Here is a 25424-nt window from a genome sequence, read left to right on the forward strand (position 1 = left end):
CCCGGCAGCGCTCAGCGTCCGAGCTCCTTGCGGGTGATGCGGCGCAGCCGGCGCCGCTGCGAGGGGTCCAGCGTCAGGTACGCGGCCGCGGGAACCCCCACCACGATCAGGAAGGCGGCCCACCAGGGCAGCCAGATCAGCAGGATGAGGCCGACCGCCACACCCCCTGCGGCGATCTTCGCGTTCTTCGACATGTGTCGCCTCCTTCGCGGCTACTGCCGCTCTCTGTCCTGAAAACGGGTCCGCGCCGTCCACGGTTCCAGTGCGCGACCCTGAGACATCCCTGAGTCGCTCCCTTACTCGCCCCTGAGTCCTTCCCGCACCCGCCCCCGAGTCCCTCCGCGACTACTCGGCCCTGAGCGGCTCACCGACCTCGTACATGTGACGCAGGGCCTGCCGGTAGGAGTCGACGAGCCCCGTTTCCGCATAGGGGATACCCAATTCCCGACAGTGTGCGCGTACCAGTGGCTGGGCGCGCCTCAGATGGGGCCGGGGCATGCTGGGGAACAAGTGGTGCTCGATCTGGTAATTGAGGCCGCCGAGGAACCAGTCGGTCAGGACGGCGCCGCGAACGTTGCGCGAGGTGAGCACCTGGCGTTGCAGATGGCCCCAGCGTTCACCGTCCGGGTCGGGCATCTCCATGCCCTTGTGGTTCGGTGCGAAGGCCATGCCCAGGTGCAGGCCGAACAGCGCCTGGTGCAGTGCGGCGAAGGCCAGCGCCTTGCCCAGGGACATCGAGGTGAGCAGCAGCGTCGCGTACGCCGCGACGTGCGCCACCAGCAGCAGCGCCTCCACCGCCCGCTCGCGCGGCGTCTGCCTCCGCAGATCCCGGAAGCCGTGGACCTTCAGAGCGACACCCTCCAGGAGGGTGAGCGGGAAGAAGAGCCAGGCCTGGTTGCGGGTGAGCCAGCGCCGGAAACCGGCCCGCTCCTTGGCCTGCTCACCGGTGAAGACCAGGACGTCGGCGACGACGTCGGGGTCCTTGTCGATGTGGTTGGGGTTGGCGTGGTGCCGGTTGTGCTTGTCGTTCCACCAGCCGTAGCTCATTCCCAGGAGCAGGTTGCCGTGGATCAGGCCGATCACGCGGCCGGTCCTCTTGCCGGCGGTGATCTGGGAGTGTCCCGCGTCGTGGCCTATGAAGGCCGTCCGGGCCGAGAACACGGCGAGCGGCGGGGCGAGGAGCGTCGTCCACCACGTGTCGCCGAGCAGGACGACGCCGGTCACGATCGCGGCCAGGAAGAGCGTGTTGACGGTGATCGTGAGCGCGTACCAGCCGCGGCGCCGCTCCAGGAGACCCTGATTTCTGACGACGCGCAGGAGAGGCGCGAACCCGCTTCCCGGGGACTGCCCGACGTCTACCCCCGGAGGGCGTTCCGCGACGGCTGCGGCGGTGTCGGGCATGGTTGGGTCTCCGGTTCTCTCAGGGTATGGGCTGACCTGATGAAACGTACGAATCGGGGCCCATCGGCAACCATGGCGCCATCACCCGGATACGTACGGAGGCTTCCCCCGCACGCGGAGGGGGGCTACCTGCACCCCCGGTGCGGGATGAGCCGTTTCAGTGCGGCGGCGTACCCGCCCGTGCCGGTGAAGTGCTGTACCCTCGGCGGCTCCGACCCCCAGTAGTCAAACTTGAGGAATGCGTCATCGCCGTGCAGAGAATTCCTGCGGCCACACCCGCCGAGATCTCCGAACTGGCCCGCTGTTGTGCCGTGTTCATGCCCGCCGAACCCGCCCGCACCGGGCGCGTCGCCTTCTGGCGGCCCGAGGGTGACATCCCTCCGGCGGTGGCGTCGGGAACCACGCGGGACCTGACCGTCGTACTTCCCGGCGACGGGGGTGTCGAGCTGGTGACCGTCGCGGCCGTCGAGCTTCCCGTCCGGGCCGCGCTGCCGGTCCTCACGCGCGCGCGTGCCGTCGCGCGGGCGCACCGGGCGACCACGTTCTGGGGCGCCGCCTCGGTGCTCGCCCTCCAGTTCGCCGCTCGGGGTCTGCTGCTGCCGGGGCTGACGGGCGACGGCCACGACGCATGGCGCGCGGGGCCGCTGCGCGCCGACGACCTGGAACGGACGCGCGAGCTCGCCGCCGCGATGCCACCGGAGGCGCACGCCGTACCGGTGAGTGATGTCGAGCCACCGCGGCTGCCCGACCCGGGGCGGTTGCTGCGCGCCTTCCTCGACGCGGTGGCCGACGCACTGCCCCGCTCCCCCGCCGCGACGCTCGCCGCCGGTGGTCCGGCCTTCGCGGCCCAGGAGCCGCAGCACGTGCCACAGCAGCGCGCCTGGACGGCCGACGTGGCCGCGGGACATGACACGGGAGTACGCGTCTCACTGCGCGTCGAGATCCCGGGCCTGGCGTCGGTCGAGGGGGATGTGACGCGGGCGCCCTTCCGCGGGGTGCTGCAGGTGCACAGCGTGAGCGATCCCGGCGTCGTCGCGGACGCCTCCGCGGTCTGGGCCGGTGCGCCGGGTTTCGGCCCGCGGGCGCGGATGGACGTCCTGCTCGCCCTGCGCCGCGCGGCCCACGCCTGGGCCCCGCTCACACCGCTGCTCTCGGCGACGGTTCCGGATGCCCTGGAACTCGCGGACGAGGAGGTGACCGAACTCCTCGGCGAGGGCGCCCGTCTGCTGGCGTTCGCCGGTGTCGACGTGCACTGGCCCAAGGAGCTCGCACGCGAGCTGACCACGCGCGCGGTCGTCGGTCCGTCCGAAGAGGGGCGGAGACTGAAGAAGGTCTCGTCGGACACACCGTCTTTTCTGTCCGCGGACGCCCTGCTCACGTTCAACTGGCGGTTCGCGCTGGGCGATCAGCAGCTCACCCGGCATGAGTTGGACCTGCTCGCCGAGGCGAACCGTCCGATGGTGCGGCTGCGCGACCAGTGGGTCCTCGTCGACCCTCACGCGGTGCGTCGCGCCCGGGCACGGCAGGACCGCGAGGTCACACCCATCGACGCGCTGAGCGCCGCTCTGACGGGCTCGGCGGAGGTCGACGGCCACCGGGTCGACGTACGGCCCTCGGGGTGGCTGGCGACGCTGCGGGAGCAGCTGGCGGACCCGGAGGCGCAGGAGCCGGTCGGCCCGCCGGTCGCGCTCAGCGGAACACTGCGGGACTACCAGCTGCGCGGTCTCAACTGGCTGGCCCGGATGACCTCCATGGGACTGGGCGGCTGTCTCGCGGACGACATGGGCCTGGGCAAGACGATCACCCTGATCGCGCTGCATCTGCACCGGCAGACCGAACCGTCGGCCGCGGGCCCCACACTCGTGGTCTGCCCGGCCTCCTTGATGGGCAACTGGCAGCGCGAGATCGAGAGGTTCGCCCCGGGTACGCCGGTGCGCCGGTTCCATGGCTCGCGGCGCAGCCTGGAAGGCCTGCGGGACGGGGAGTTCGTGCTCACCACGTACGGCACGATGCGGCTCGACGCCGTGCGGCTCGGCGAGGTGTCCTGGGGCATGGTCGTAGCCGACGAGGCCCAGCACGTGAAGAACCCCTACTCCGCGACGGCCCAGGCCTTGCGCACCATCGGCGCACGCTCGCGCGTGGCGCTGACCGGCACGCCGGTGGAGAACAGCCTCTCGGAGCTGTGGGCGATCCTGGACTGGACGACACCGGGTCTGCTCGGAAGCCTCGGCTCCTTCCGGACGCGGTACGCGCAGGCCGTCGAGGGCGGTCAGGATCCGGCGGCCTCCGAGCGGCTCGCCCGGCTGGTCCGGCCCTTCCTGCTGCGACGCCGCAAGTCGGATCCCGGTATCGCGCCCGAGCTGCCGCCCAAGACCGAGACCGACCGCGCCGTCTCGCTCACGGCGGAGCAGACGGGTCTGTACGAGGCGGTGGTGCGCGAGACGCTCGCGGAGATCTCGGGCGCGGACAGCATGGCGCGGCGCGGCCTGATCATGAAGCTGCTCACCGGACTGAAGCAGATCTGCAACCACCCGGCGCAGTACCTCAAGGAGGACCTGCCGAGGATCTCCGGCAGGTCCGGGAAACTGGAGCTGCTGGACGAACTGCTCGACACCATCCTCTCCGAGGGCGCGAGCGTTCTGGTCTTCACCCAGTACGTGCGGATGGCACGCCTCATCGAGCGCCATCTCGCGGCACGTGGCGTACCGACCCGGTTCCTGCACGGAGGGACACCCGTCAACGAGCGCGAGGCGATGGTGCGGCACTTCCAGGAGGGCGGGATCCCCGTCTTCCTGCTGTCGTTGAAGGCCGCGGGAACCGGCCTGAACCTGACGCGGGCCGAGCACGTCGTGCACTACGACCGCTGGTGGAACCCGGCGGTGGAGGCACAGGCCACCGACCGCGCGTACCGCATCGGCCAGAGCCGGCCCGTGCAGGTGCACCGGCTGATCGCCGAGGGGACCATCGAGGACCGCATCGCCGAGATGCTGCGGCGCAAACAACGGTTGGCCGACGCTGTCCTGGGTGCCGGGGAGGCCGCGCTCACGGAACTGACCGACGCCGAACTGGCCGAACTGGTGGAACTTCGCGGGGGCACACGATGACAGACGGTGACAAGGAGCGCACGTTCGCGGCGCTGCCTCCCTTGCGCGGGCGGGGCTTCGCGCACACGTGGTGGGGGCGCGCCTGGGTGAAGGCCCTGGAGGACGCCGCGCTGGACTCCGAGCAAATCAAAGCGGGACGCAGGCTCGCGCGCGCGGGAGCGGTGGGTTCCGTGTCGGTGCGTCCGGGACGCATCACGGCCGTCGTCCGGGATCGCGATCACACCACGCATCGGGCCGACGTCCTGGTTCAGGAACTGCCCGATGAGCGGTGGGACCGTTTCCTGGACATGGCCGTCGAACGGGCCGGACATGTCGCGGCGCTGCTCGACCGCGAGATGCCGCCGCACCTGGTCGAGGACGCGGCGGACGCGGGCGTCGAACTGCTCCCGGGGCTCGGCGACCTGGAAGCCGACTGCGACTGCGGGGCCTGGGACCACTGCGGGCACACCTCGGCGCTCTGCTATCAGATGGCGCGCCTGCTGGACCAGGACCCGTTCGTCCTGCTGCTCCTGCGCGGGCGCACCGAACGGACGCTGCTCGACGAACTCCAGCAGCGCGGTAGTACCGTCGGCGGCGCGAACGCACGGAGCCGGCATCCCCGGGCAGTGCCGGAAGCCCCTCCACAAGGCGTGGCCGCCGCCGAGGCGTACGCGGCCGGTGACATCCTGCCTCCCCTGCCCGTCCTTCCCGGACTGCCCGAAGGGCCCGGACTACCGCCTTCCTTGGACACGGGGGCCGCGCCCGCGCCCGGCGTCGACCCGCCCGCCCTGGAGTTCCTGGCCATGGCGACGGCGGCCGAGGCGTACCGACTGCTGGCCCGGGCGATCGGACCGGACCATGGGTCGCGGTCACCGGAGGAGGAGTTGACGCTCGAGCAGGACGCGGTCCGTCTCGCGGCGGCCCGTCCGGACACGCCGATCGCCCAGCGACTCGCCCGTGGATCGGGGCGGGACCGCCAGGAACTGACGCTCGCGGTACGTGCCTGGCAGTTCGGCGGAGCGGTGGCGCTGTCCGTGCTCGAGGACGAGTGGACCGTGGGGACGGAGGCACTCGCACGCGCGCGTGCCGCGCTGGCGTCCGCCTGGGACGAGGACGAGCGGCCGTCGCTGATCGCGTCCCACAACCACTGGACCATGGTCGGCGCGCCGGTCCAGCTGCGCCTGGGGCAGGACGGCCGGTGGTGGCCGTATCGCAAGGAGCACGGCCGTTGGACGCCTGCGGGACAGGCGGTCGGGGATCCGGCCACGGCTCTCGCGATGGCGGCGGGAGACCCGCGCGACGTCTCGACGAACGGATGAGGCCGCACGCCCGTCGCGTCGAGGCCGGGCGTACGCGCGACTGCCGTACCGAGTCCAGACCCCAGGATCGTGTGCGTACGGCACGCGTGCGTGCGGCGCGAACAGCAGCCACGCGTGCGTGCCGGTCACGCCAGTGGTGCGGTGAGCCTGCGCGTGCCGTCGCCGATGTCCGCGGCCAGACTGCAGGCCACCTTGTCGATGCCTGTCCTGTAGGTGCCGGAATCCGGGTACTGCACGAGGGTGCCGCGGACGGTGCCCGCCGGCTGCTGTGCCGCCTTGCGTTCCAGGGGTGCCGCGCAGAGGGCCGAGGCGGCCTTCTTGAGGGCGGCGTCCGTGGAGTAGGTGCCGTTGAGCTCGCCCACTTCGACGACTTCCGCGTCGTGCGGTGCGCCGCACGAGCGCTTGGCGGCCTGCCCGGTCCGGGCCGCGCTGGTGTCGAAACAGTCGCCTGTTCCCAACATGTAGTACGGCACTTCGTCGTCGGCCAGATCGGGGACGAGTGACTGGAGACCGCTCGGCAGATCGCTGAGCAGGCCGCTCGGCAGTTCCGACGGAAACTCCGAGGGCAGCCCTGAAGGCAGCTCACTGGGCAGTTCACTGGGCAGCTCGGACGGGATGCTCAGTGAGGGCGAGGGAGAACTCTCCGTGCCGCTACTGGTCTCGGTGGGCCCCTTCTTGTCGGGCTTGTCGCTGCCGCCGCCGGTCAACAGGATCACGGTGACGACGGCTGCGAGGGCCACGACCGCGACGAGCACCAGGAGCAGGGGGTTTCGGCGCCGCCCTCCACGATGCCCTCCAGGGCCACCGGGCGGCGCGGGAGGCGGTGGCGGGGGGTGCCAGCCGCCGCCACCGTCCTGTGACGGGGGGCCGTAACCTCCCGAAGGGGAGCCTTGGCCGCCGGACGAGGGCACGTAGCCTTCGGGCGGCGGACCGAAGCCACCGCCTCCTGAAGGCGGTGTGTTCTCCGGCGGCCGAGGGGGCTGGGGCGGTAAGGGCGGCGTGGCCATACCGTCCAGAGTCAGCTCGAACCGGTCACATGGCGACCCCCGCGCGGAAGTTGATACGGACTCATGCCACGGACCACATGATTCCGGGGAATTCCCGCAGAGATCCGCACCGGGAGGCGCGGGCCCGCAGCACCTCGAAGCGGGCCTCACGCCTCACCGACGCGTCGATCAGCCCCGCGCGCCGAGCAGGTGATCCATGGCGAGCTGGTCGAGCCGCTCGAAGGCCATGCCGCGCGCGGCTGCCGCCTCCACGTCGAACTCCTCGAAGGCCGCACGGTCCGCGAGCAGCGCCTGCAGGCCGTCAGCCGCGGTGGGCTGCGTGAGTTCGTCCAGGCGCGAGGCACGCAGCGCCTCCTGAACCTCGGGGTCGCCGCGGAAGGCGGCCGACCGCTCCCGCAGGATCAGGTAGTTGCGCATGCAGCCCGCCGCGGAGTCCCACACCCCGTCGAGGTCCTCGGTGCGCGGCGGCTTGAAGTCGAAGTGCTTGGGTCCCGCGTATCCGGCGCTCTCCAGGAGGTCGACCAGCCAGAACGCGGAGCGCAGGTCGCCGGCCCCGAAGCGCAGGTCCTGGTCGTACTTGATGCCGGTCTGGCCGTTGAGGTCGATGTGGAAGAGCTTGCCCGCCCACAGTGCCTGCGCGATGCCGTGCGGGAAGTTGAGCCCGGCCATCTGCTCGTGGCCGACCTCGGGGTTCACGCCGTACATCTCCGGGCGTTCCAGCCGCTCGATGAACGCGAGCGCGTGACCGACGGTGGGCAGCAGGATGTCACCACGGGGCTCGTTCGGCTTCGGCTCGATGGCGAACTTCAGGTCGTAACCCTGTGCGATCACGTACTCGCCGAGGAGGTCGAAGGCCTCCTTCATGCGGTCGAGGGCGACACGTACGTCCTTGGCGGCGCCCGACTCCGCGCCCTCACGGCCGCCCCAGGCGACGTACGTCTGGGCGCCCAGCTCGACCGCCAGGTCGATGTTGCGGATCGTCTTGCGCAGCGCGTAGCGGCGCACGTCCCGGTCGTTCGCGGTGAACGCGCCGTCCTTGAAGACGGGGTGCGTGAAGAGGTTGGTGGTGGCCATCGGCACCCGCATGCCGGTCGCGTCCAGGGCCTGGCGGAACCGCTTGATGTGCGACTCGCGCTCGCTGTCCGAGGACCCGAAGGGGATCAGGTCGTCGTCATGGAAGGTCACACCGTATGCACCCAGGTCGGCCAGGCGCTGCACCGACTCGACCGGGTCGAGGGCGCGCCGGGTGGCGTCGCCGAACGGGTCCCTTCCCTGCCAGCCGACGGTCCACAGGCCGAAGGTGAACCTGTCCTCGGGGGTGGGCTGGTAGTTCATGCCGCGGCTCCTTGTTAGCTCCGACTATTTCGTCATGGCAGTTAACAAATTAGTATGCGAAGGCGTCTCTGGGAAGAGACGAAGTGTGAAAGCTGGGCCGCGCCGGTCCAAAAGCCCACCATCAGGACAGATCCCGCGGAGCCGCGGAAGAGGGAGAGCCCGATGTCAGCAGCCGAGGGTCCGCTCGTCGTCGGGGTGGACACATCCACCCAGTCCACCAAGGCCCTGGTCGTCGACGCATCGACCGGACGGGTGGTGGCGAGCGGGCAGGCGCCGCACACGGTCTCTACCGGAGCGGGCCGCGAGAGCGATCCGCGGCAGTGGTGGGACGCGCTCCGCGAAGCACTGCACCAATGCGGTGACGCCGCCCACGAGGCCGCGGCGGTCTCGATCGGCGGCCAGCAGCACGGGCTCGTCACCCTGGACGCCCAGGGCGATCCGGTACGCCCGGCACTGCTGTGGAACGACGTGCGCTCGGCGCCCCAGGCCCGCCGGCTGATCGACGAGCTGGGCGGCCCGAAGGCCTGGGCCGAGCGCACCGGAACCGTGCCCGGCCCCTCCATCACGGTCACGAAGTGGGCCTGGCTGGCCGAGAACGAACCGGACGCCGTCCGCGCCACCGCCGCCGTACGGCTGCCGCACGACTACCTCACCGAACGCCTCACCGGAGAGGCCACGACCGACCGTGGCGACGCCTCAGGCACGGGCTGGTGGGCGTCCGGGTCCGAGGCGTACGACGAGGAGGTCCTCGCGCACATCGGCCTCGACCCCGCCCTGCTCCCCCGCGTCGTCCGGCCGGGCGAGGTGGCGGGAACCGTGCACGCCCACGACGAGCTGCCCTTTTCCAGGGGCACGCTGGTCGCCGCCGGCACCGGTGACAACGCGGCCGCCGCACTCGGCCTCGGGCTGCGACCTGGTACCGCGGTGCTGAGTCTCGGCACCTCGGGCACCGTGTACGCCATCTCGACGCGGCGCCCCGCGGATCCGACGGGTACCGTCGCGGGCTTCGCCGACGCGCGCGGCGACTGGCTTCCGCTGGCCTGTACCCTGAACTGCACCCTCGCCGTCGACCGCATCGCCGCCCTGCTGGGGCTCGACCGCGAGGCCGTGGAACCCGGCGCGGGCGTGACCCTGCTCCCCTACCTCGACGGCGAGCGCACCCCCGACCTGCCGCACGCCTCGGGCCTCCTGCACGGGCTGCGGCACGACACGACGGGCGGGCAGCTCCTCCAGGCGGCGTACGACGGCGCGGTCCACTCGCTGCTCGGCGCCCTGGACCTGGTGCTCGACGCGGACGCCGATCGTTCCGCACCGCTGCTTCTCATCGGCGGGGGTGCCCGGGGCACGGCCTGGCAGCAGACGGTACGCCGGCTGTCGGGACGTCCGGTCCAGGTGCCCGAGGCCAGGGAACTGGTCGCGCTGGGCGCCGCCGCGCAGGCCGCGGGTCTGTTGACCGGCGAGGATCCGGCCGCGGTCGCCCGGCGCTGGGGTACGGCCCACGGCCCGGTGCTCGATGCCGTGGAACGGGACGAGGAGACACTCGCGAGGATCGCCGGGGTACTCTCCGACGCGGCCCCGCTGCTGGAACGGGAGTCGAACAGGAACTGACCGCGCACAGACGAGGACAGCCCCATAGGGACCGGCCGGACGAGGACTGACGGAGGCATGAGCTCACCGCTGCACGAGGCCCACCCGGCCGGTTCCGGCCGTCGGCTGCCCGACACCCAGCAAGGCATGCGCCGTCGCAACCTCTCCCGGGTCATGCACACCGTGAGAGCCGAGGGGCCGCTGTCGCGTGCCGCCGTCGCCTCGCACATCGGTCTGACCCGGGCGGCCGTCTCCACGCTGGTCGACGAGCTGATCCGTACCGGACTCCTCGAAGAACTCGGCCCCGAGCGTCCCGGCCGGGTGGGGCGCCCCGGCTCGGCCCTCGCGGTCAGCGGACACGGACCCGCCGGGATCGGCGCCGAGGTGGGCGTTGACCATCTGGCGGCGTGCGCGGTCGATCTGCGCGGAGACGTACGGGCCCGTGCGGTGCGGCACGGCACGAACCGCGGTCGTCCCCCCGGCCCCGTGATCAGGGAGCTGACCGCGCTGGTCCGTCAGGTCGTCGCCGAGGCCGAGCGTGAGGGACTGTGGCCCGCGGGCCTCGCGGTCGCCGTGCCCGGCCTGGTGGCACGCGACGCCCGGACCGTGGTCCGCGCCCCCAACCTCGACTGGCACGACACGGACCTCGGAGCGCTGCTGCCCGCCGAACTGCCGCTGACCGTGGACAACGAGGCCAACTTCGGCGGCCTCGCAGAACTCTGGCTCGGCGAGGCGACCGCCCGCGACTTCCTGCATGTGTCGGCGGAGATCGGTATCGGCGCGGCGCTGCTCGTGGACGGGCACCTGCTGCGCGGGACACGCGGTTTCGCGGGCGAGCTGGGCCATGTCCCGGTGCGTCCGGACGGGCCGGAGTGTCCGTGCGGCGGACGAGGATGCCTCGAGCAGTACGCGGGTGAGGAGGCCGTCCTGCGCGCGGCCGGTCTGGAACCGGGCGGCGACCGCGTCGGGGTACTGGCCGAGCGTGCCGCCCAGGGCGACGAAGAGGTTCGACGTGCCCTGCGCGACGCCGGAACGGCGCTCGGCATCGCGCTGACCGGGGCGGTCAACCTGCTCGACCCGGAGACCGTCGTGCTGGGCGGAGGGCTGTCCGGCCTCGCGCCGTGGCTGCTGCCTTCGCTGGAGGACGAGTTGGCGCGACGCACGGCGGGACCCGCCTGTGCCGTGGCCGTCTCGCGGCTGGGTCCGCAAGGGCCGCTGCTGGGGGCCGCCCACTCGGCGGTGCGGGCCGTGCTCGACGATCCGTCGTCGGTCGCGGGGCGGTCGTAGGCACGGTCGCGGCGCCCGGCCGCAGCCGTCACCGCACGCGGCACGGGGCTCCCGTTCCCTCCTTCGGGTGGCCGGATTGTCCACAGTCCAGGACTTGTCCACCGACTCACGCCTCGCTCTTCCAGCCCAACCGGCAAGCGCCGTAACGTGATTCACGCGAGGCGCAGCCATCGGGCCGACGGCTCGATGTCCAGGCGGATCGGGGGATCACATGTCGGGGGAGACGGTTCCGGGACTGCGGCGCGACGCCATCGGGCTGCGCGAGGTCCTGTTCCAGAGTGTCACGGCCATGGCGCCGGCCGCTGCGGTCGCCGCGTCCATTCCGTCGGGCGCGGCGTTCGCGGGCGGCAGCCTGCCGCTGTCCGTACTGATCGCGCTCGTCGCGTGCCTGTTCACCGCGTCGTGTGTGGCCGAGCTCGCGCGGCAACTGCCCTCCGCGGGCTCGGTGTCCACGTACGCGGCGCAGGGACTGCACCCGGCCGTGGGGTTTCTGGTCGGCTGGGGCTATGTGTTCGTCGAAGCCCTGGTGCCCCCGCTGCTGCTTCTGCAGCTCGGGTTCACCACGGCGGGCACGCTGCACCAGGAGTGGTCCTCGTACCCCGACGACCTGTGGTGGCCGTGGTCGCTCGCCGGAGCCGCGGTCATCGCGGTGGCGGGCTACTTCGGAGTGCGTGCCTCGGCCCGCTTCGGGACCGTTCTCGGTGTCTTCGAGGTGCTGGTCTTCCTCGTCTTCGCCATCTGGCTGATCGTCAAGGCGGGCGGTGACAACACCCTGTCGGTGTTCGGGACGTCGCACACCGCCGAGGGGTACGAAGGCATCAGCGGCGTGTTCGCGGGATCGGTCTACACCGTGCTGGCCTTCGCGGGGTTCGAGGCGGCGGCCCCGCTCGCCGAGGAGACGAAAGATCCGCGCCGGACGATGCACCGCGCGGTCCTCGGTGCGGCGCTGGCGATCGGTCTTGTCTACGTCCTCACCACCTACGCCATGGCCGTGTACGTCGGCCCGGACCGATTCACGGGGTTCTCAGCCTCCGGAGCCGCGTCCTGGGAGGGCGTGGCCCGCGCCTCGTTCGGGCTGTTCTGGGTGCTCGTGTTCCTGGCCGTGGTCAACTCCACCATCGCCAACGCCAACGCCTGCGCGACCGTCTCCACCCGGACGGCCTTCGCCCTGGGCCGGATCAAGGTCTTCCCGGAGTTGTTCGCACGCTTGCATCCCCGGCACCGCTCCCCCGTCGCCGGAGTCGCCGTACAGTGCGCCGTGGCGATCGCGGCCATGCTCGGGCTCGGTTTCGCCTACGACCCGGTGACGGCCTTCCTGCTGCTCGCGACGGTGATCGTCACGGTCGTGATCGGTGTGTACATCGTGGTGAATCTCGCCTGCGCGGGCTACTTCCTGCGTCGCAGACGTGAGTTGTTCCGTCCCGTACGGCATCTGCTGTTCCCGCTGCTGGGCATCGTGGCCTTCGTCCCGGCCCTGTTGACCGCCGCGGGTCTGCCCGTCTTCGACTTCGTCTCCGAGCTGACCGCGCCCGTGTCGTACGCGGGACCGGTCGTCGGGGTGTGGATGATGACCGGGGTCGTGGTGCTGATCGTCCTCTCGCGCCGGCACCCCGGGCGCATAGCCGAGACCGCCCGTGTCCACCTCGACGAGACCTCGTCCCCCGATCCCCGGCAGAGCGGAGCCACACAGCCATGAGCGACCCTCACATCCTGACCGTACGGCCCGAACCCGGCGAGTACGCGTGGACGTTCGGCGGAGCGCCGCCGGTGGCGCGCGTCGCGCCGGGCACCATCCTCGATCTGTACACGGAGGACTGCTTCGCCGGACGGGTGCGCTCCGAGAAGGACCTGGTGTCCGAGGTGTGCGAGTTCCCGTTCCTCAATCCGCAGACCGGCCCCTTCCACGTGGAGGGCGCGGAGCCGGGCGACACCGTCGCGGTGCACTTCGTGTCGATCGAGCCGGCCCGCGACTGGGCGGCCTCGACGACGGTCCCGCTGTTCGGCGCGCTCACGTCCACGCACACCACGGCCACGCTGCAGCCGGCGCTGCCGGAGACGGTGTGGATCTGGCAGCTCGACCGGGAGCGGCGTACCGCCCTGTTCCGCGCGCGGGACAGCGACATCCGGATCGAGCTGCCCATGGATCCGATGCACGGCACCGTCGGGGTGGCGCCGGCGAATCTGGAGGTGCGCTCGGCGCTGGTGCCGGACGCCCACGGCGGGAACATGGACACGCCGGAGATGCGGGCCGGCGTCACCTGCTTTCTCGGGGTGAACGTCGAGGGGGCCCTGTTGAGCCTCGGTGACGGGCACGCGCGGCAGGGCGAGGGCGAGACGTGTGGCGTGGCGGTCGAGTGTGCGATGAACACGGTGGTGATCGTCGAGCTGCTCAAGGGAGTCGCCACCCCCTGGCCGCGCATCGAGTCCGACACGCACATCATCTCGACCGGTTCGGCACGCCCGTTGGAGGACGCGTTCCGCATCTCCCAGCTCGACCTGGTGCAGTGGCTGGTGCGTGACTACGGGTTCAGCGAACTGGACGCGTACCAGTTCGCGACCCAGGCGGTCGAATCGCCGCTCGCCAATGTCTGCGACACCAACTACACCTGCGTCGCGAAGCTCCGCAAGGAGTGGTTGCCCGCGCGCGAGACGCATCGTGGTCTGCACGCGCGGTTGCGCGAGACAGCCGCGGCGCTGCGCCTCTGAACGACGGACTGCCGACGCCCCTTTGCTCCTCCCTCCCTGCGCGTCACTTCCGGGCTCGCCTTGTCCCGACTACCGCCGCACCGTCACAGAGCTTGTCCGGATCCTCGCTGGACGTGACGATGGTCCCAGCCGCATCGCCTTTCCGGGAGGCCGAATGACCGATCCATGGGTTGCCCTGGAACCGGGTGCCGATCCCGTCGAACGAGTGCGGACCCTGCGCCGGGCGCACGAGGCGTTCACCGAGGCGGGCACGGTGCCCCGTCCGGTGCGTTCCGTGGTGGCCGAGTCGTGGCGGCGCTCGGCGCGGGCAGGTGTCGTACCCGACGGGACCGCGACGGTGGAGCTGACGGACGGGGATCTGGGTTCCTACCGGGCGGAGCATCCGCTGGCCGCGGTGATGCCGCTCTTCCGCGAGCTCATGGGGACGTTCGCGGCGGACGGCAAGCATCTTCTCGCGGTCTGTGACGCGCAGGGCAGGCTGTTGTGGGTCGAAGGCCATCCGACGACCCGACGCCAGGCGGGACGGATGAACTTCGTACCGGGCGCCCGATGGTCGGAGACGGCCGTCGGTACGAACGCGCCGGGGACCGCGGTCGCTGTGGACCGTCCGGTGCAGGTCTTCGCGGCCGAGCACTTCATACGGCGCGTCCAGCCGTGGACGTGTGCGGCGGCTCCGGTGCACGACCCGCGCACCGGCCGGGTGCTCGGTGCGATCGACATCACCGGCGGGGACGGACTCGCGCATCCGCACAGCCTCGGTTTCGTGCAGGCGGTGGCGCGTGCGGCGGAGTCCCAGTTGGCATTGTTCGCACCACCGAGAACGGCGGCGGACACGGTCGAGCTGACCGCGCTCGGCCGTGACGAGGCTCAACTGGTCGCGGGAGGGCGCAAGGTCGGGCTGAGCCGCAGACACAGCGAGATCCTGGTGCTGCTCTCCAGGCACCCGGAGGGCCTGACGGGCGACGAGTTGCTGTGCGCGCTGTACGAGGACGAGTCGGTGACGCCGGTGACGCTGCGCGCCGAACTGACCCGCCTGCGCCGTCTGCTGGATTCCGGCCTGCTGGCCTCGCGCCCCTACCGGCTCACGGCGCCGGTCGAGTCGGACGTCGCCGTCGTGGAGCGTCGGCTCGGCTCGGGCGCGATCACGGGGGCCATGACGGCGTACGCCGGTCCACTGCTCCCGGGTTCGGTGGCCCCGGCCGTCGTGCGCCTGCGGCGCCGGCTCGCCGACGGACTGCGTACGGCGCTCATCGCGCGCCGCGACCCCGACCTGCTGGCGGACTGGGCACGCGCCCCGTGGGGCGAGGACGATCTCGACGTCTGGCGAGCGCTGGCCGCCGTACGACCGACGGCCGCGGTACGCTCCCGGCTCGACGAGGTGGAGTCCGAACAGGCCGCACCCGCGGGATGGATGCCCCCGAGGCCCGGCGGACGAGGCCATGTGCACACGTCCGCAACGTCGTCGCAACGTCCGCGTTTCTAGCCTCGGGGCGAGAGCTGCCCAACGGCGGGCAGCGCTTCTCCGGGAGGCAGACCAGCATGACCCGTTACGCGGCGCCCGGCACCGAGGGCGCGATCGTCTCCTACCAGGCGCGTTACGACCACTTCATCGGCGGCGAGTACGTGCCGCCGGCTCGCGGGCAGTATTTCGAGAACCCGAGTCCGGTGAACGGGCAGCCGTTCACGGAGGTGGCGCGGGGTACCGCCGAGGACGTGGAGCGCGCCCTGGACGCCGCGCACGCGGCGGCGCCCGGCTGGGGCCGGACCTCCGTCGCGGCACGCGGCGACATCCTGCTCAAGATCGCCGACCGGATGGAAGCGAACCTGGAGAAGCTGGCGGTCGCCGAGAGCTGGGAGAACGGCAAGCCGGTCCGTGAGACCCTGGCCGCCGACATCCCGCTCGCCATCGACCACTTCCGGTACTTCGCGGGGGCGATCCGCGCCCAGGAGGGCTCGCTCGGCGAGGTCGACGACGACACCGTCGCGTACCACTTCCACGAGCCGCTCGGTGTCGTCGCGCAGATCATCCCCTGGAACTTCCCCATCCTGATGGCGGTCTGGAAGCTCGCGCCGGCGCTGGCGGCGGGCAACGCGGTCGTCATCAAGCCCGCCGAACAGACCCCGGCGTCCATCCACTACTGGATGAGTCTGATCGCGGATCTGCTGCCGCCGGGCGTCGTGAACATCGTCAACGGCTTCGGTGTGGAGGCGGGCAAGCCCCTCGCTTCCAGTCCGCGGGTGGCGAAGGTGGCGTTCACCGGCGAGACCACGACGGGCCGGCTGATCATGCAGTACGCCTCCGAGAACATCAAGCCGGTCACGTTGGAGCTGGGCGGCAAGTCGCCGAACATCTTCTTCGACGACGTCTGGTCCCAGAACGACGACTTCCGGGACAAGGCGCTCGAAGGCTTCACGATGTTCGCGCTCAACCAGGGCGAGGTGTGCACCTGTCCGTCGCGCGCGCTCGTACAGCGCGGGAACTACGGCGAGTTCATGGAGGCGGCGGTCGCCCGCACCGAGCTGATCAAGCCGGGGCACCCGCTCGACACCGACACGATGATCGGCGCGCAGGCCTCCAACGACCAGTTGGAGAAGATCCTCTCCTACCTGGACATCGGCCGACAGGAGGGCGCCACGATCCGCACCGGTGGCGAACGCGTCGAGTACGACGGTGAGTTGAAGGGCGGCTATTACGTCCAGCCGACCATCTTCGAGGGCGACAACCGTATGCGGATCTTCCAGGAGGAGATCTTCGGCCCGGTCGTCTCGGTCACGTCGTTCGACGACTTCGACGACGCCATCAAGATCGCCAACGACACCCTGTACGGCCTCGGGGCCGGCGTGTGGACACGCGACATCAACACCGCCTATCGCGCGGGCCGCGCGATCCAGGCGGGCCGGGTGTGGACGAACTGCTACCACGCCTACCCCGCGCACGCGGCGTTCGGCGGCTACAAGCAGTCCGGCATCGGCCGGGAGACGCACAAGATGATGCTGGAGCACTACCAGCAGACGAAGAACCTCCTGGTGTCGTACTCGCCGAAGAAGCTGGGCTTCTTCTAGACACGCGGCAAGGGCGCCTGACCAGGGCTAATGCCCGGCAGGCGCCCTTCTCGGCGCACATCTGAGCAGCGAGTCGAAACACGCCCCCACTCCCGATATCCCCCACCCGTACCCCGGCTCTGACCAGCGGTTCCGGGGCATTTCCGGGCCAAGGTCTCGCTAAGACGTTGCTTCGCTTGGTGACTCGGCGGCAGTTGATGAGGGTTGCGGCGATGCCGACGAAGGCGAGGAAGTGTTCGGCCTTGCGTTCGTAGCGGCGGTGCAGACGTCGGCATCCGGCGAGCCAGGACACGGTCCTCTCGACCACACCCAGCGGTGACGGCCCAGCCGTTGCGAGGACTCGATGCCTTTGCGGGCGATGCGATGGCGGACGCCACGCTTGCGCAGCCGTCGTCGCAGGTGGTCGTAGTCATGGCCGTTGTCCGCGTGGAGTTTGGCGGGCGGTCGGCGCCGCTGGATCTGATGTGCTCCGGTGGCTGGCATTCTCGGTAGCGTGACCATCCGCTGCATGGAGTGTCCATGTGTCCGGCTGGTCCGTGCGACGGTTTCCGACGGAACGTGATGAGGCTGCCATGAGTGAACCGACGAAGCCCGAGGTCGACGTCCCGGAGGGTGACGCTCCTACCGAGCTGATCATCCGGGACCTGGTCGTCGGGGTCGGGGCTGAGGTGAAGCCGGGCATGGTGGTCAGGGTCCACTATGTCGGGGTGACCTTCGAGTCCGGTAAGGAGTTCGATGCCTCCTGGGACCGGGGCCAGCCGTTCAAGTTCGCCCTGGGCAGCGGCAAGGCCATCAAGGGCTGGGACCGGGGGGTGAGGGGGATGAAGGTCGGCGGCCGGCGCGAGATCATCGTTCCCCCGCGTCTCGGCTACGGCAATCAGTCGCCCTCGCCGTTGATCCCGGCGGGCTCGACCCTGGTCTTCGTGGTGGACTTGCTGGACGCGTATTCCAGCACAACCGGGTGGAGCAACGCCTAGGGCCCCTGACCGCTCCTCCCCCACGACGTACTGCGAAGTCTCCCGGGGCCGACCCCGCCGTGCTCCTCGCTGCCAGTCCTGCTTCCGCCTCCGCAGCGTCCGAACGGTTCCGCTGCGATTCAGTGACCGCCGAAGGCCACAAGGCGGCCGACTGCCTCAACGGCCTGCCCAACGCCGCCGCCCGGACGTCTGAACCCGGCGGCCGCGCTCGGCACACGGGGGAGGTCGCCGGCGGAATCCAGCTCATCGCACTGCTGATCACAGCGCGGTCCGCGAAGGCCCCGCCGAGCAGCGGCACATTGCGCGAACCGATACGGACCAAGATCCGGACCATTTCCGGACCAGCCCCGCCAGAGAGCCACACCATCTGCTGTTTCCGCTGGTCAGATTGGGCGCAATCGCCGTACCACCAGCAGACGAAGAACCTTCTGGTGTCGTACCCGCCGAAGAAGCCGGGCTTCCGGTCCCCGGGCGGCATGGGTGAGGCCTCCGGTGAGTGCGGAGCGCCAGGGGCACGCCCCCCGCGTCCTGCGCCTGGGAAGATCGTTGTTACCGTTCGCCGATGTCCGACTCTTCACGCGACACCGCCCGGGGCGCCGGCTGGGGCAGCCCGGAACCCGGTGACTACAGAGGCCTGATGCCCGCCCGCGTCGAGAAGCTCTCGTGGCTCGACCCCAGGACGATGTGGCCCGCACGCAACGGCGTGCTGGCCTCGTGGTTCGGGGACCCCACGGGCCGTACCCGTGCCCGGTGGGTGGAGCAGCGCAGGAACGCGGGCGCGCCCGCCGACGCGGTGGTGCGGCGCGACGATCCCGACCGTTTCTCCTTCATGGTCATCGGGGACACCGGCGAGGGTGACGAACCTCAATACGCCGTGGTCCCCGGTTTCCTGAAGGCCAGTCAGGGGTCGAGTTTCGCGGTCCTCGCCAGTGACGTGATCTATCCGGTCGGCAGTCTCGACGACTACGGAACGAAGTTCCACCGGCCGTACCGCGACTACCAGGCCCCCATCTACGCCGTACCCGGCAACCACGACTGGTACGAGGATCTCCACGGGTTCATGCGGGTCTTCTGTGACGCGCCGGCCCTCGCGCCGGAAGTCGAATCGCGGCGTACGGCACGGGAGCGGCTGCGTTCGCTGCTGTGGCACAAGCCGAACAAGGGGGAGGGGCAACGGCTCGAAGAGGCGCGGCAGTTGCGGTCGGAGCCGGCCCAACAGGCGGTCCAGCCGGGGCCGTACTGGGCTGTCGACGCCGGTCCGGTGCGGATCATAGGCATCGACACCGGCCTCCTCGGCACGCTCGACGCCGAGCAGGGGCGCTGGCTGCGGGAAGTGTCCGCGGGCGACACCCCCAAGATCCTGATCACCGGTTCCCCCCTGTACGTGGACGGGGAGCACCACCCGTGCGGGATCGAGGGCGGCGGCACCGTCGACGACATCGTGCGCGACCCCGCGCATCACTACGTCGCGGCGATAGGGGGCGACATCCACAACTACCAGCGCTATCCCGTACGGGTCGGCGACCGCACCCTGCAGTACGTGGTCGCGGGTGGCGGTGGGGCATTCATGCACGCCACGCACACGATCCCGCGCGTCTCCGTCGCCGGGGTCACCGAGGCGGACTTCCGGTGCTACCCGCTCCGCGGCGACTCGCTGGCCTTCTACAGCGGGCTCTACGGGCGCCGGCTGTGGCTGCGCCGCTTGTTCACCCTGACCGAGGAGCAGTCCATGGCCGTCATGGCGGAGCGGCTCGGTATTCCGCCGATCCGATCCGCGGGGACCCCGGTCCGGGTCACCTGGCGGCATCGGCTGGTCGCGACGCTGCTGGGCGCGGGCAGGCGGCCCGACCGCGCCTCGCGCTGGCGTCTCCCGGTGCGCAAGACGTACACCGAGGTCTTCTCCCCGGGTTCGGCGACCTACAGTCCGCCGTTCTTCAAGTCGTTCCTGCGTCTGGACGTCACCCCGTCCTCGGTCCGGTTGCGCTGCTTCGCCGCCACCGGCAACCGGGAGCAGGAGATCGACCCGCCGGTCGAGGACGAGGTGGTCATCCCGCTGACGGGCGTGTCCGTGAAGCGGTCGGGGCGTTCCCCGGCTCGGGACGCGTCGTCGGCTCGGGACGCGTCGTCGGCTCGGGGCGCGTCGTCATGAGGTGATCTGTCAGGCGTGCGCGTCGATCGGGGTGTTGTCGGCTCCGGCCCCCGAAGGGTACGGGTGCGGGACCGTCGTCAGGTCGTCGGGAGGATTCTGTGGGAGCCGTCCACGGGATGCGACCCGACGACCCGCACCCGCTGAACGCCTCGGTCCGTGGAGGACGGCAGCGGTCCGCCCGGGGTCGTGCGACCCCGGACGGACCGTTCTTCATGCGCGCGCGATCCGCGGCTGTGCGTCAGCGCAGGCCGAACGCCCGGATCACCGTCTGGTGCACCGCGTTGCCCGCCGCGTCCTCGGCGCTCGCCCTGAGCGACACGTAGGACGCCTTCTTCGGCGCGTCCAGGCGGTACCGCCCGTCGTGATCACGCGTGGCCCGGTGCCACGTCGTGCCGCCGTCGTAGGACATCTCCAGGGTGACCGCGCCGACCCTGCCGGCGCCGACGGCCCCCGGCAGCTGAGCGGCGGTGACGGACAGGGTGTCCTGCCGTCCTGCCCGCCCGGCCGAGTCGGTGCCGACCTCGTAGTCGATCTGCACCAGCGGCAGCACCGCGTCGGAGCCGTCCGCCGTCGCCTTCGAGGTGAAGTCCCACTCCGTGCGCGTGCTGGAGGAGTACGGGGTGAACGCCACGTCGCGCTTGCTGGTGACGACCAGTCGGTACGGCAGCTTGCCGGCACCGGGTGCGTCGCCCGAGACGTTCGTGAAGGTTCCTGTGCCCAGCTCCGTGGTGCCCTGGTAGAGGGTCTGCCGCTGCTCCGCTACGCCGTCCATCTGGCTCATGCCGACGTGGTCGTGGCTGCCCCAGGCCGGGGCGTCGATGTACAGGTGGTCACCCTTGCGTGTGGGCATGCTGTAGACGTCGTTCAGGTAGGGCCGCTCGATCGGCTTGAACCACTCCTCGGACTGTGTACTGCCCGCCCGGTAGGAGGTCTTGGCCCCGGCTTCGAAGACCAGGCCGTCCGCGTACGCGCTCTGGCTCCAACTGTTGAAGCCCCCGGTGGAGACCCAGTCGGTGCGCTTCCCCCGCACCGGCTCCGGCATCATTCCGCCGATGGCCCAGTCGTTGTACGTGGGCCAGTCGAACCGGAACTCGCCGCCGGTGCTCCCCGGGGCCGGGCTGTCGAAGGTCTCGTCCACCCGGGCGAGGTTCTTGGAACTGCCCTGCACCACCATGTGGCTGGGGATCTCGTTGTGCCAGGCCTGGTCGAGGTCGTAGACGTACGGGCTCACGGGCGCGGAGCCGACCGTGACCGAAGCGCCCCGGCCCTGGGCCTGCCGGACGAGCTTCTCACCCTCGTCGGTGCTGAGCAGACCCACGTCGAGCGGGACGGGCGTCGAACTGAACGGTTCGTTGTAGCCGCGGAAGCCGCGGCCGTCCACGTTGTTCACGACCAGCATGAGCTTGGCGCCGGCGGTGATCGCGGCGGCCGCCTGGTCCCTGTCGGAGACGTCGTCGTTACGGCGTACCACCACGGCCTTGCCGTGCACGTCGAGGTGGGCGTAGTCGGTGCTCGCGCCCTGGCCGGCGAAGACCAGCGGGAGCTTGACGCTGCCCTTGGGCAGGGGGGTCACGCCGTCCTGGCGCAGCACATCGGTGAAGTCGGTGGTCCGGGTGGAGACGGCCAGCGCGGGCTGCTCCTTGCGCCAGCGGGCCGCCAGGTAGAAGTCGCCGTGGGTGACCTTGTGAGTGGTCGGCTGGGCCCACAGGCTGTCGTAGTTGGTCTGGGTCTCCATGTAGTCCCGCCAGTTCTGGCCACCCATCAGGCGGGTGTAGTCCAGTCGCTGGTAGGTCGTCTCGGTCCGCTGCGGGGTCGTCATGTCGATCCGGTCGATCTTGGACGCGTCGAGCGTGACGGTGGTGTCGCGGTCCAGGCGGACGTCGGGGTCGCCCAGCAGTGCCATGCCCCACGAGTGGGGACCGTGGACGCCCTGCACCGTCTTGAAGGACAGCACCGAGTACACGTCGTTGGGCAGGTACATCTGCGCCGTACCGGAGTCGTCGATCACGACGAACTGCGGGACGTCGTCACCGGACCTGAGCAGTTCGACCACGCCGGACATGGGCCGCCCCTGGGCGTCCTTGAACTCCATGGTCAGTTTGTGCTGGACGTCCCCGAGGGAGACGGCGGTGTGCGCCGCGACGTTGCCGGCCGCGGTCTTCGCGACGACCTGGCCGGTGTACCGGCCGTCGGCGGTGACGCCCGAACCGTCGATCGTCACGGTGACACCGGCGGTACCGTGCGCGGGCACGACCACCTGGGAGGCGGAGAGCCGGAACACCCCGGCGGGAGCGCGTGCCGCCTCGACGCTCAGCGCGAGGGTGACGGGCTTGTCCGTGGTGTTGGTGTACGTCACCGGGCGCCGCACGCCGTCGGCGGGATTCTGCGGAACCTGCGCGGCGTACGCGGTCGCCGTCGCGAAGACTCCGGCATGCGAGGCCGCGGCGACGTCGAGACGACCGCTGCCCGCCTGGAAGGCGTCGTACTGCGGGGTCTGCCGGGAGCTGCTGGACAGCAGATCCTTCAACTGGGTTCCGGTGAGGTCCGGATGAGCGGCGGCCATCAGCGCGGCGGCGCCCGTCACGTGGGGCGTGGCCATCGAGGTGCCGCTCATGGTCTGGTAGGCGCCCTCGCCGTTGCCGTCGAACTGGGAGTTGGCCGCGAGGATGTCGACGCCGGGCGCGGTGATCTCCGGCTTCAGTGCCCCGTCCACGCGGGGACCCTGGCTGGAGAACTCGGCCAGGGAGTCGCCGGAGTCGACGGCGCCCACGGTCAGCGCGGCGCTCGCCGCGCCTGGTGCGCCGATGGTGCCGGGTGCCCCCGCGTTGCCGGCGGCGACGACGAACAGCGCGCCGGTCTCGGCGCTGAGCCTGTCGACGGCCTGGCTGAGGGGGTCGGTCCCGTCGGACGTCTGACCGTCACCGAGGCTCATGTTGATGACCTTGGCGTGCTGGTCGACCGCGGCCCATTCCATGCCGGCCAGGACCCAGGAGGTCTGACCGGACCCGGTGTCGTCCAGCACCTTGCCTATGTCGAGGCGGGCGCCGGGCGCCACGCCCTTCTCCTTGCCGTCGGAGGCGGCGCCGGTACCGGCGATGATGGACGCGACATGCGTGCCGTGACCGACGTGGTCGTCCGTGTTCTCGTCCGGTACGAAGCTCTGCCGGCCCGCGACGCGGTCCGCGAGGTCGGGGTGTCCCGCGTCGACGCCGGTGTCGAGGACGGCCACGTCCACGCCCCGTCCGGTGTTGCCGTCCGCCCAGACCTGGGGGGCACCGATCTGCGTGGTGCTGTCGGCGAGGTCGGCGTGGACGAGGCCGTCCAGCCAGATGTGCGCGATCCCGCCGGCGAAGGCCGGTGCGGCGGCCTGCTTGCGGGCTCCGTCGGTCGTCGCCGTCCCGGCCACGGACTTCCAGAAGTCCGCGGCGTGCGAGCGGTCCGCGGTGAGGGCGGCGCCGTTGATGCCGTCGAGGGTACGGACCCGGGTCGCCCCGTCGGGCAGCGCGGCGGCCTTGCGGCGCGAGTCGGCGGACTGCGTGTAGGAGACGATGAGCGGCAGCCGGTCACGGTGCGCGTCGTCGTACCCGTCGGCGATCATGTCCGTGATGTTGAACAGCTGCCGGTCCAGGGTGCCCTTGGCCACGAAGGGCAGCACGGACTCGGGGAACACGTAGAGGTCGTCGCCCGACGTCAGGATGTGGGTCTGCACCGGGCGTCCGTCGGCGCCGCGGACGCTGACGGTGCCTCCGGTCCTGCCGTCGGTGCCGGGGCTCTGTCGGGTGGTCACCACGTCACCGGTGATCAGTGTGACGGAGTGGTCGCCGGCGGGCACCCGGTCGGACGCGGATGCGGTGGTCGGGGAGTCGGCGGCGTCGGAACGGGCTGCCGAGGCCGTCGCGTCGTAGGGGCCGGCCAGCGCGAGTACCAGAGCACCGGCGGCAACCGGCACACTCCAGCGTCTGCGGTGGTGCGCTTTCACAAGGTCTCTCCCGGCTCTGCAGTCGGACAGAGCACGGTCGTCCTCTGCCGTCCACGTGGCGCCCCCTGACCGCTCGTCGGCATCGAGGATGCTCGGAGCCCTTCCACAGGTGGCGTGAACGTTCAGAGTGAAAGCTTGTGAACGAGGAATGTCTAGATCAAACTCATGTCGTACATCGCCAGTTGGCGATTCGCGTCACGACCGTCCCGACTGCTCGCCGGGCGGTGACCGCTGGGAGGTCGTCCGGTGCTGAGCACCCTGGGGATCAGCGAGTTCGACGAACGGGTCTACCGCAGCTATCTGACCAAGTCGGACCGGACGGCTGCCGAGATCGCCGAGAGCCTGGGCACCACGCCCAGCCGGGTCAGGCGCACGGTCTCCCGGTTGGCGGAGCTGGGCATGCTGAGAAGGGAAGGGCACGGCCAGTACCGGCCGGTCAGCCCGCACACCGCGCTGAGGGCACTGCTCGCCAGACGCCGAGCCGAGACCGAGGCGGCGTTCACCGCGGTGTGGGGCACCGTCGACGACCTGGCGGACGAATACCGCGCCCGTCGGCTGCAGGAGGATCCGACCGGACTGGTGGAGGTGATCACCGGCGAGGCGGAGATCACACTGCGCGTCGCCGAGCTGATGCAGTCGGTCCGCACCCACTTCTGGGTCCTGGATCGACCCCCGTATCTCGGGCCCTACAGCACCGAGTTGGAGGAGGAGCTGACGATGGACCTGCTGGGCCGCGGGGTCGACATACGGTCGGTCTACACCCCGGAGGCGCTGGCGCAGCCGGAACGTTTCGAGCTGATCACCCACCTGGCCCGGATCGGCGAGCAGGCCCGCATCCTGCCGGCCCTGCCGTTCAGACTGCGCATCATGGACCGACGCGTCGCGCTGGTCGCGCTGGTCCCGGGCCGCTACGACAGGATCGCCGTCGTCCACCGGTCGGGCCTGCTCGACGCACTCCTCGAGTTGTTCGACTCCTACTGGCAGCGTGGGCAGTCCCTCGTCGCGACCGCTCCGGCGACACCCGACGGGCCGAGCGCGCAGGACCTCCTGCTGCTGAAGATGATGCAGGCGGGTTACAAGGACCAGGCGATCGCCCGGCAGTTGGGGACGAGCGCGCGCACCGTGACCCGCCGCATCGCGGCGATCGCGACCGGGCTCGGCCTCGACACGCGCTTCCAGGTGGGGGCCGAGGCGGCCAAGAGGGGCTGGATCTAGGGGTATTGACCCGCAGTCGCCTGCTCACGCGCCGACTCCGGCAACCGACTCACCGCTCCCCTCCTCCTCGCTCGCCCACCCCGCCTCACGTCCGTCTCTACAGTGGAGAGAAAGAGGTCTGGCCGCGGGTAGGGGCACGGCGGCCGAGTGTTGGCGGCGGGATCGTCTTCGAGGACGGGGCCGGCCAGTCGATGACGCCGCCGCGCGGGTTCTGTCCGTCGTCCCGACGCATGTGCCATCGCGAGCCACCCAGGGCCGCCCAGCGGGAGCTTTGGGGACTCTGCCACCGCCAAGAGCCCGACGGCGGGGACCGGAT

Annotated in this window: 16 protein-coding genes and 1 pseudogene; 11 read left to right on the forward strand and 6 right to left on the reverse strand. The window is 70.9% G+C overall.

Annotation, left to right across the window (positions count from 1 at the left end; translation table 11 throughout):
* Positions 1-11: 11 nt before the first annotated feature.
* Positions 12-194, reverse strand: a complete 183-nt coding sequence (locus HEP85_RS06255; RefSeq protein ID WP_148008078.1) for a hypothetical protein — start codon at positions 192-194, stop codon at positions 12-14.
* Between the two features lie 151 nt (positions 195-345).
* Positions 346-1401 carry an acyl-CoA desaturase gene (locus HEP85_RS06260; RefSeq protein WP_168526898.1) on the reverse strand — a complete coding sequence of 352 codons (1056 nt, stop codon included), beginning with the start codon at positions 1399-1401 and terminating at the stop codon, positions 346-348.
* A gap of 251 nt (positions 1402-1652) precedes the next feature.
* Between HEP85_RS06260 and HEP85_RS06265 the strand changes: the two genes are divergently transcribed.
* Together HEP85_RS06265 and HEP85_RS06270 are read left to right on the forward strand one after the other, a co-directional pair.
* On the forward strand, positions 1653-4505 hold the full coding sequence (locus HEP85_RS06265; protein ID WP_369657624.1) for an SNF2-related protein: 2853 nt from the start codon (positions 1653-1655) through the stop codon (positions 4503-4505).
* Positions 4502-5803 carry an SWF or SNF family helicase gene (locus HEP85_RS06270; RefSeq protein WP_168526899.1) on the forward strand — a complete coding sequence of 434 codons (1302 nt, stop codon included), beginning with the start codon at positions 4502-4504 and terminating at the stop codon, positions 5801-5803. The genes HEP85_RS06265 and HEP85_RS06270 overlap by 4 nt, the downstream gene beginning before the upstream one ends.
* Before the next feature lie 125 nt (positions 5804-5928).
* On the opposite strand, the gene HEP85_RS06275 is transcribed toward HEP85_RS06270, so the two are convergent.
* Entirely contained in the window at positions 5929-6558 is a 630-nt protein-coding gene (locus HEP85_RS06275; protein WP_211117860.1) for a hypothetical protein, read from the reverse strand.
* Positions 6559-6978: 420 nt separating this feature from the next.
* Entirely contained in the window at positions 6979-8145 is a 1167-nt protein-coding gene (gene xylA / locus HEP85_RS06280) for a xylose isomerase (RefSeq protein ID WP_168526900.1), read from the reverse strand.
* A gap of 162 nt (positions 8146-8307) precedes the next feature.
* Here xylA and xylB point away from each other — a divergent pair, with 162 nt between their 5' ends.
* From xylB to HEP85_RS06310, 6 genes are all read left to right on the forward strand, one after another.
* Positions 8308-9753, forward strand: a complete 1446-nt coding sequence (gene xylB, locus HEP85_RS06285) for a xylulokinase (protein ID WP_168526901.1) — start codon at positions 8308-8310, stop codon at positions 9751-9753.
* A 57-nt stretch (positions 9754-9810) separates the two neighbouring features.
* Complete coding sequence (locus tag HEP85_RS06290) at positions 9811-11019, forward strand: ROK family transcriptional regulator (protein WP_168526902.1); 1209 nt, start codon at positions 9811-9813, stop codon at positions 11017-11019.
* Positions 11020-11230: 211 nt separating this feature from the next.
* Positions 11231-12715: an APC family permease gene (locus HEP85_RS06295; RefSeq protein ID WP_168526903.1), complete on the forward strand. Its 1485-nt coding sequence runs from the start codon at positions 11231-11233 to the stop codon at positions 12713-12715.
* Positions 12712-13725 (forward strand): acetamidase/formamidase family protein, encoded by a 1014-nt coding sequence (locus tag HEP85_RS06300; RefSeq protein WP_168526904.1) that lies wholly within the window; start codon positions 12712-12714, stop codon positions 13723-13725. The genes HEP85_RS06295 and HEP85_RS06300 overlap by 4 nt, the downstream gene beginning before the upstream one ends.
* A gap of 154 nt (positions 13726-13879) precedes the next feature.
* Entirely contained in the window at positions 13880-15208 is a 1329-nt protein-coding gene (locus HEP85_RS06305) for a GAF domain-containing protein (protein WP_168526905.1), read from the forward strand.
* A gap of 56 nt (positions 15209-15264) precedes the next feature.
* Complete coding sequence (locus HEP85_RS06310) at positions 15265-16788, forward strand: aldehyde dehydrogenase family protein (protein ID WP_168526906.1); 1524 nt, start codon at positions 15265-15267, stop codon at positions 16786-16788.
* A gap of 172 nt (positions 16789-16960) precedes the next feature.
* On the opposite strand, the pseudogene HEP85_RS06315 reads toward HEP85_RS06310, so the two are convergent.
* Positions 16961-17241 (reverse strand): annotated as a pseudogene (locus HEP85_RS06315) (transposase); the annotation flags it as partial.
* 119 nt (positions 17242-17360) lie between these two features.
* Here HEP85_RS06315 and HEP85_RS06320 point away from each other — a divergent pair.
* Both HEP85_RS06320 and HEP85_RS06325 read left to right on the forward strand, forming a co-directional pair.
* Positions 17361-17765 carry an FKBP-type peptidyl-prolyl cis-trans isomerase gene (locus tag HEP85_RS06320; RefSeq protein WP_168526907.1) on the forward strand — a complete coding sequence of 135 codons (405 nt, stop codon included), beginning with the start codon at positions 17361-17363 and terminating at the stop codon, positions 17763-17765.
* A gap of 562 nt (positions 17766-18327) precedes the next feature.
* Positions 18328-19914, forward strand: coding sequence for a metallophosphoesterase (locus HEP85_RS06325; protein ID WP_168526908.1), 1587 nt, complete (start codon positions 18328-18330; stop codon positions 19912-19914).
* Between the two features lie 238 nt (positions 19915-20152).
* Here HEP85_RS06325 and HEP85_RS06330 read toward each other — a convergent pair whose 3' ends face one another.
* On the reverse strand, positions 20153-23863 hold the full coding sequence (locus tag HEP85_RS06330) for a S8 family serine peptidase (RefSeq protein WP_369657625.1): 3711 nt from the start codon (positions 23861-23863) through the stop codon (positions 20153-20155).
* Between the two features lie 276 nt (positions 23864-24139).
* On the opposite strand from HEP85_RS06330, the gene HEP85_RS06335 reads away from it, so the two are divergent.
* The gene (locus tag HEP85_RS06335) at positions 24140-25108 is read left to right on the forward strand and encodes a helix-turn-helix domain-containing protein (protein WP_168526909.1); all 969 of its coding nucleotides are present in this window, start codon (positions 24140-24142) and stop codon (positions 25106-25108) included.
* The last annotated feature ends 316 nt before the right edge of the window (positions 25109-25424 follow it).

Source organism: Streptomyces sp. RPA4-2 (assembly GCF_012273515.2).
Classification (GTDB): domain Bacteria; phylum Actinomycetota; class Actinomycetes; order Streptomycetales; family Streptomycetaceae; genus Streptomyces; species Streptomyces kaempferi.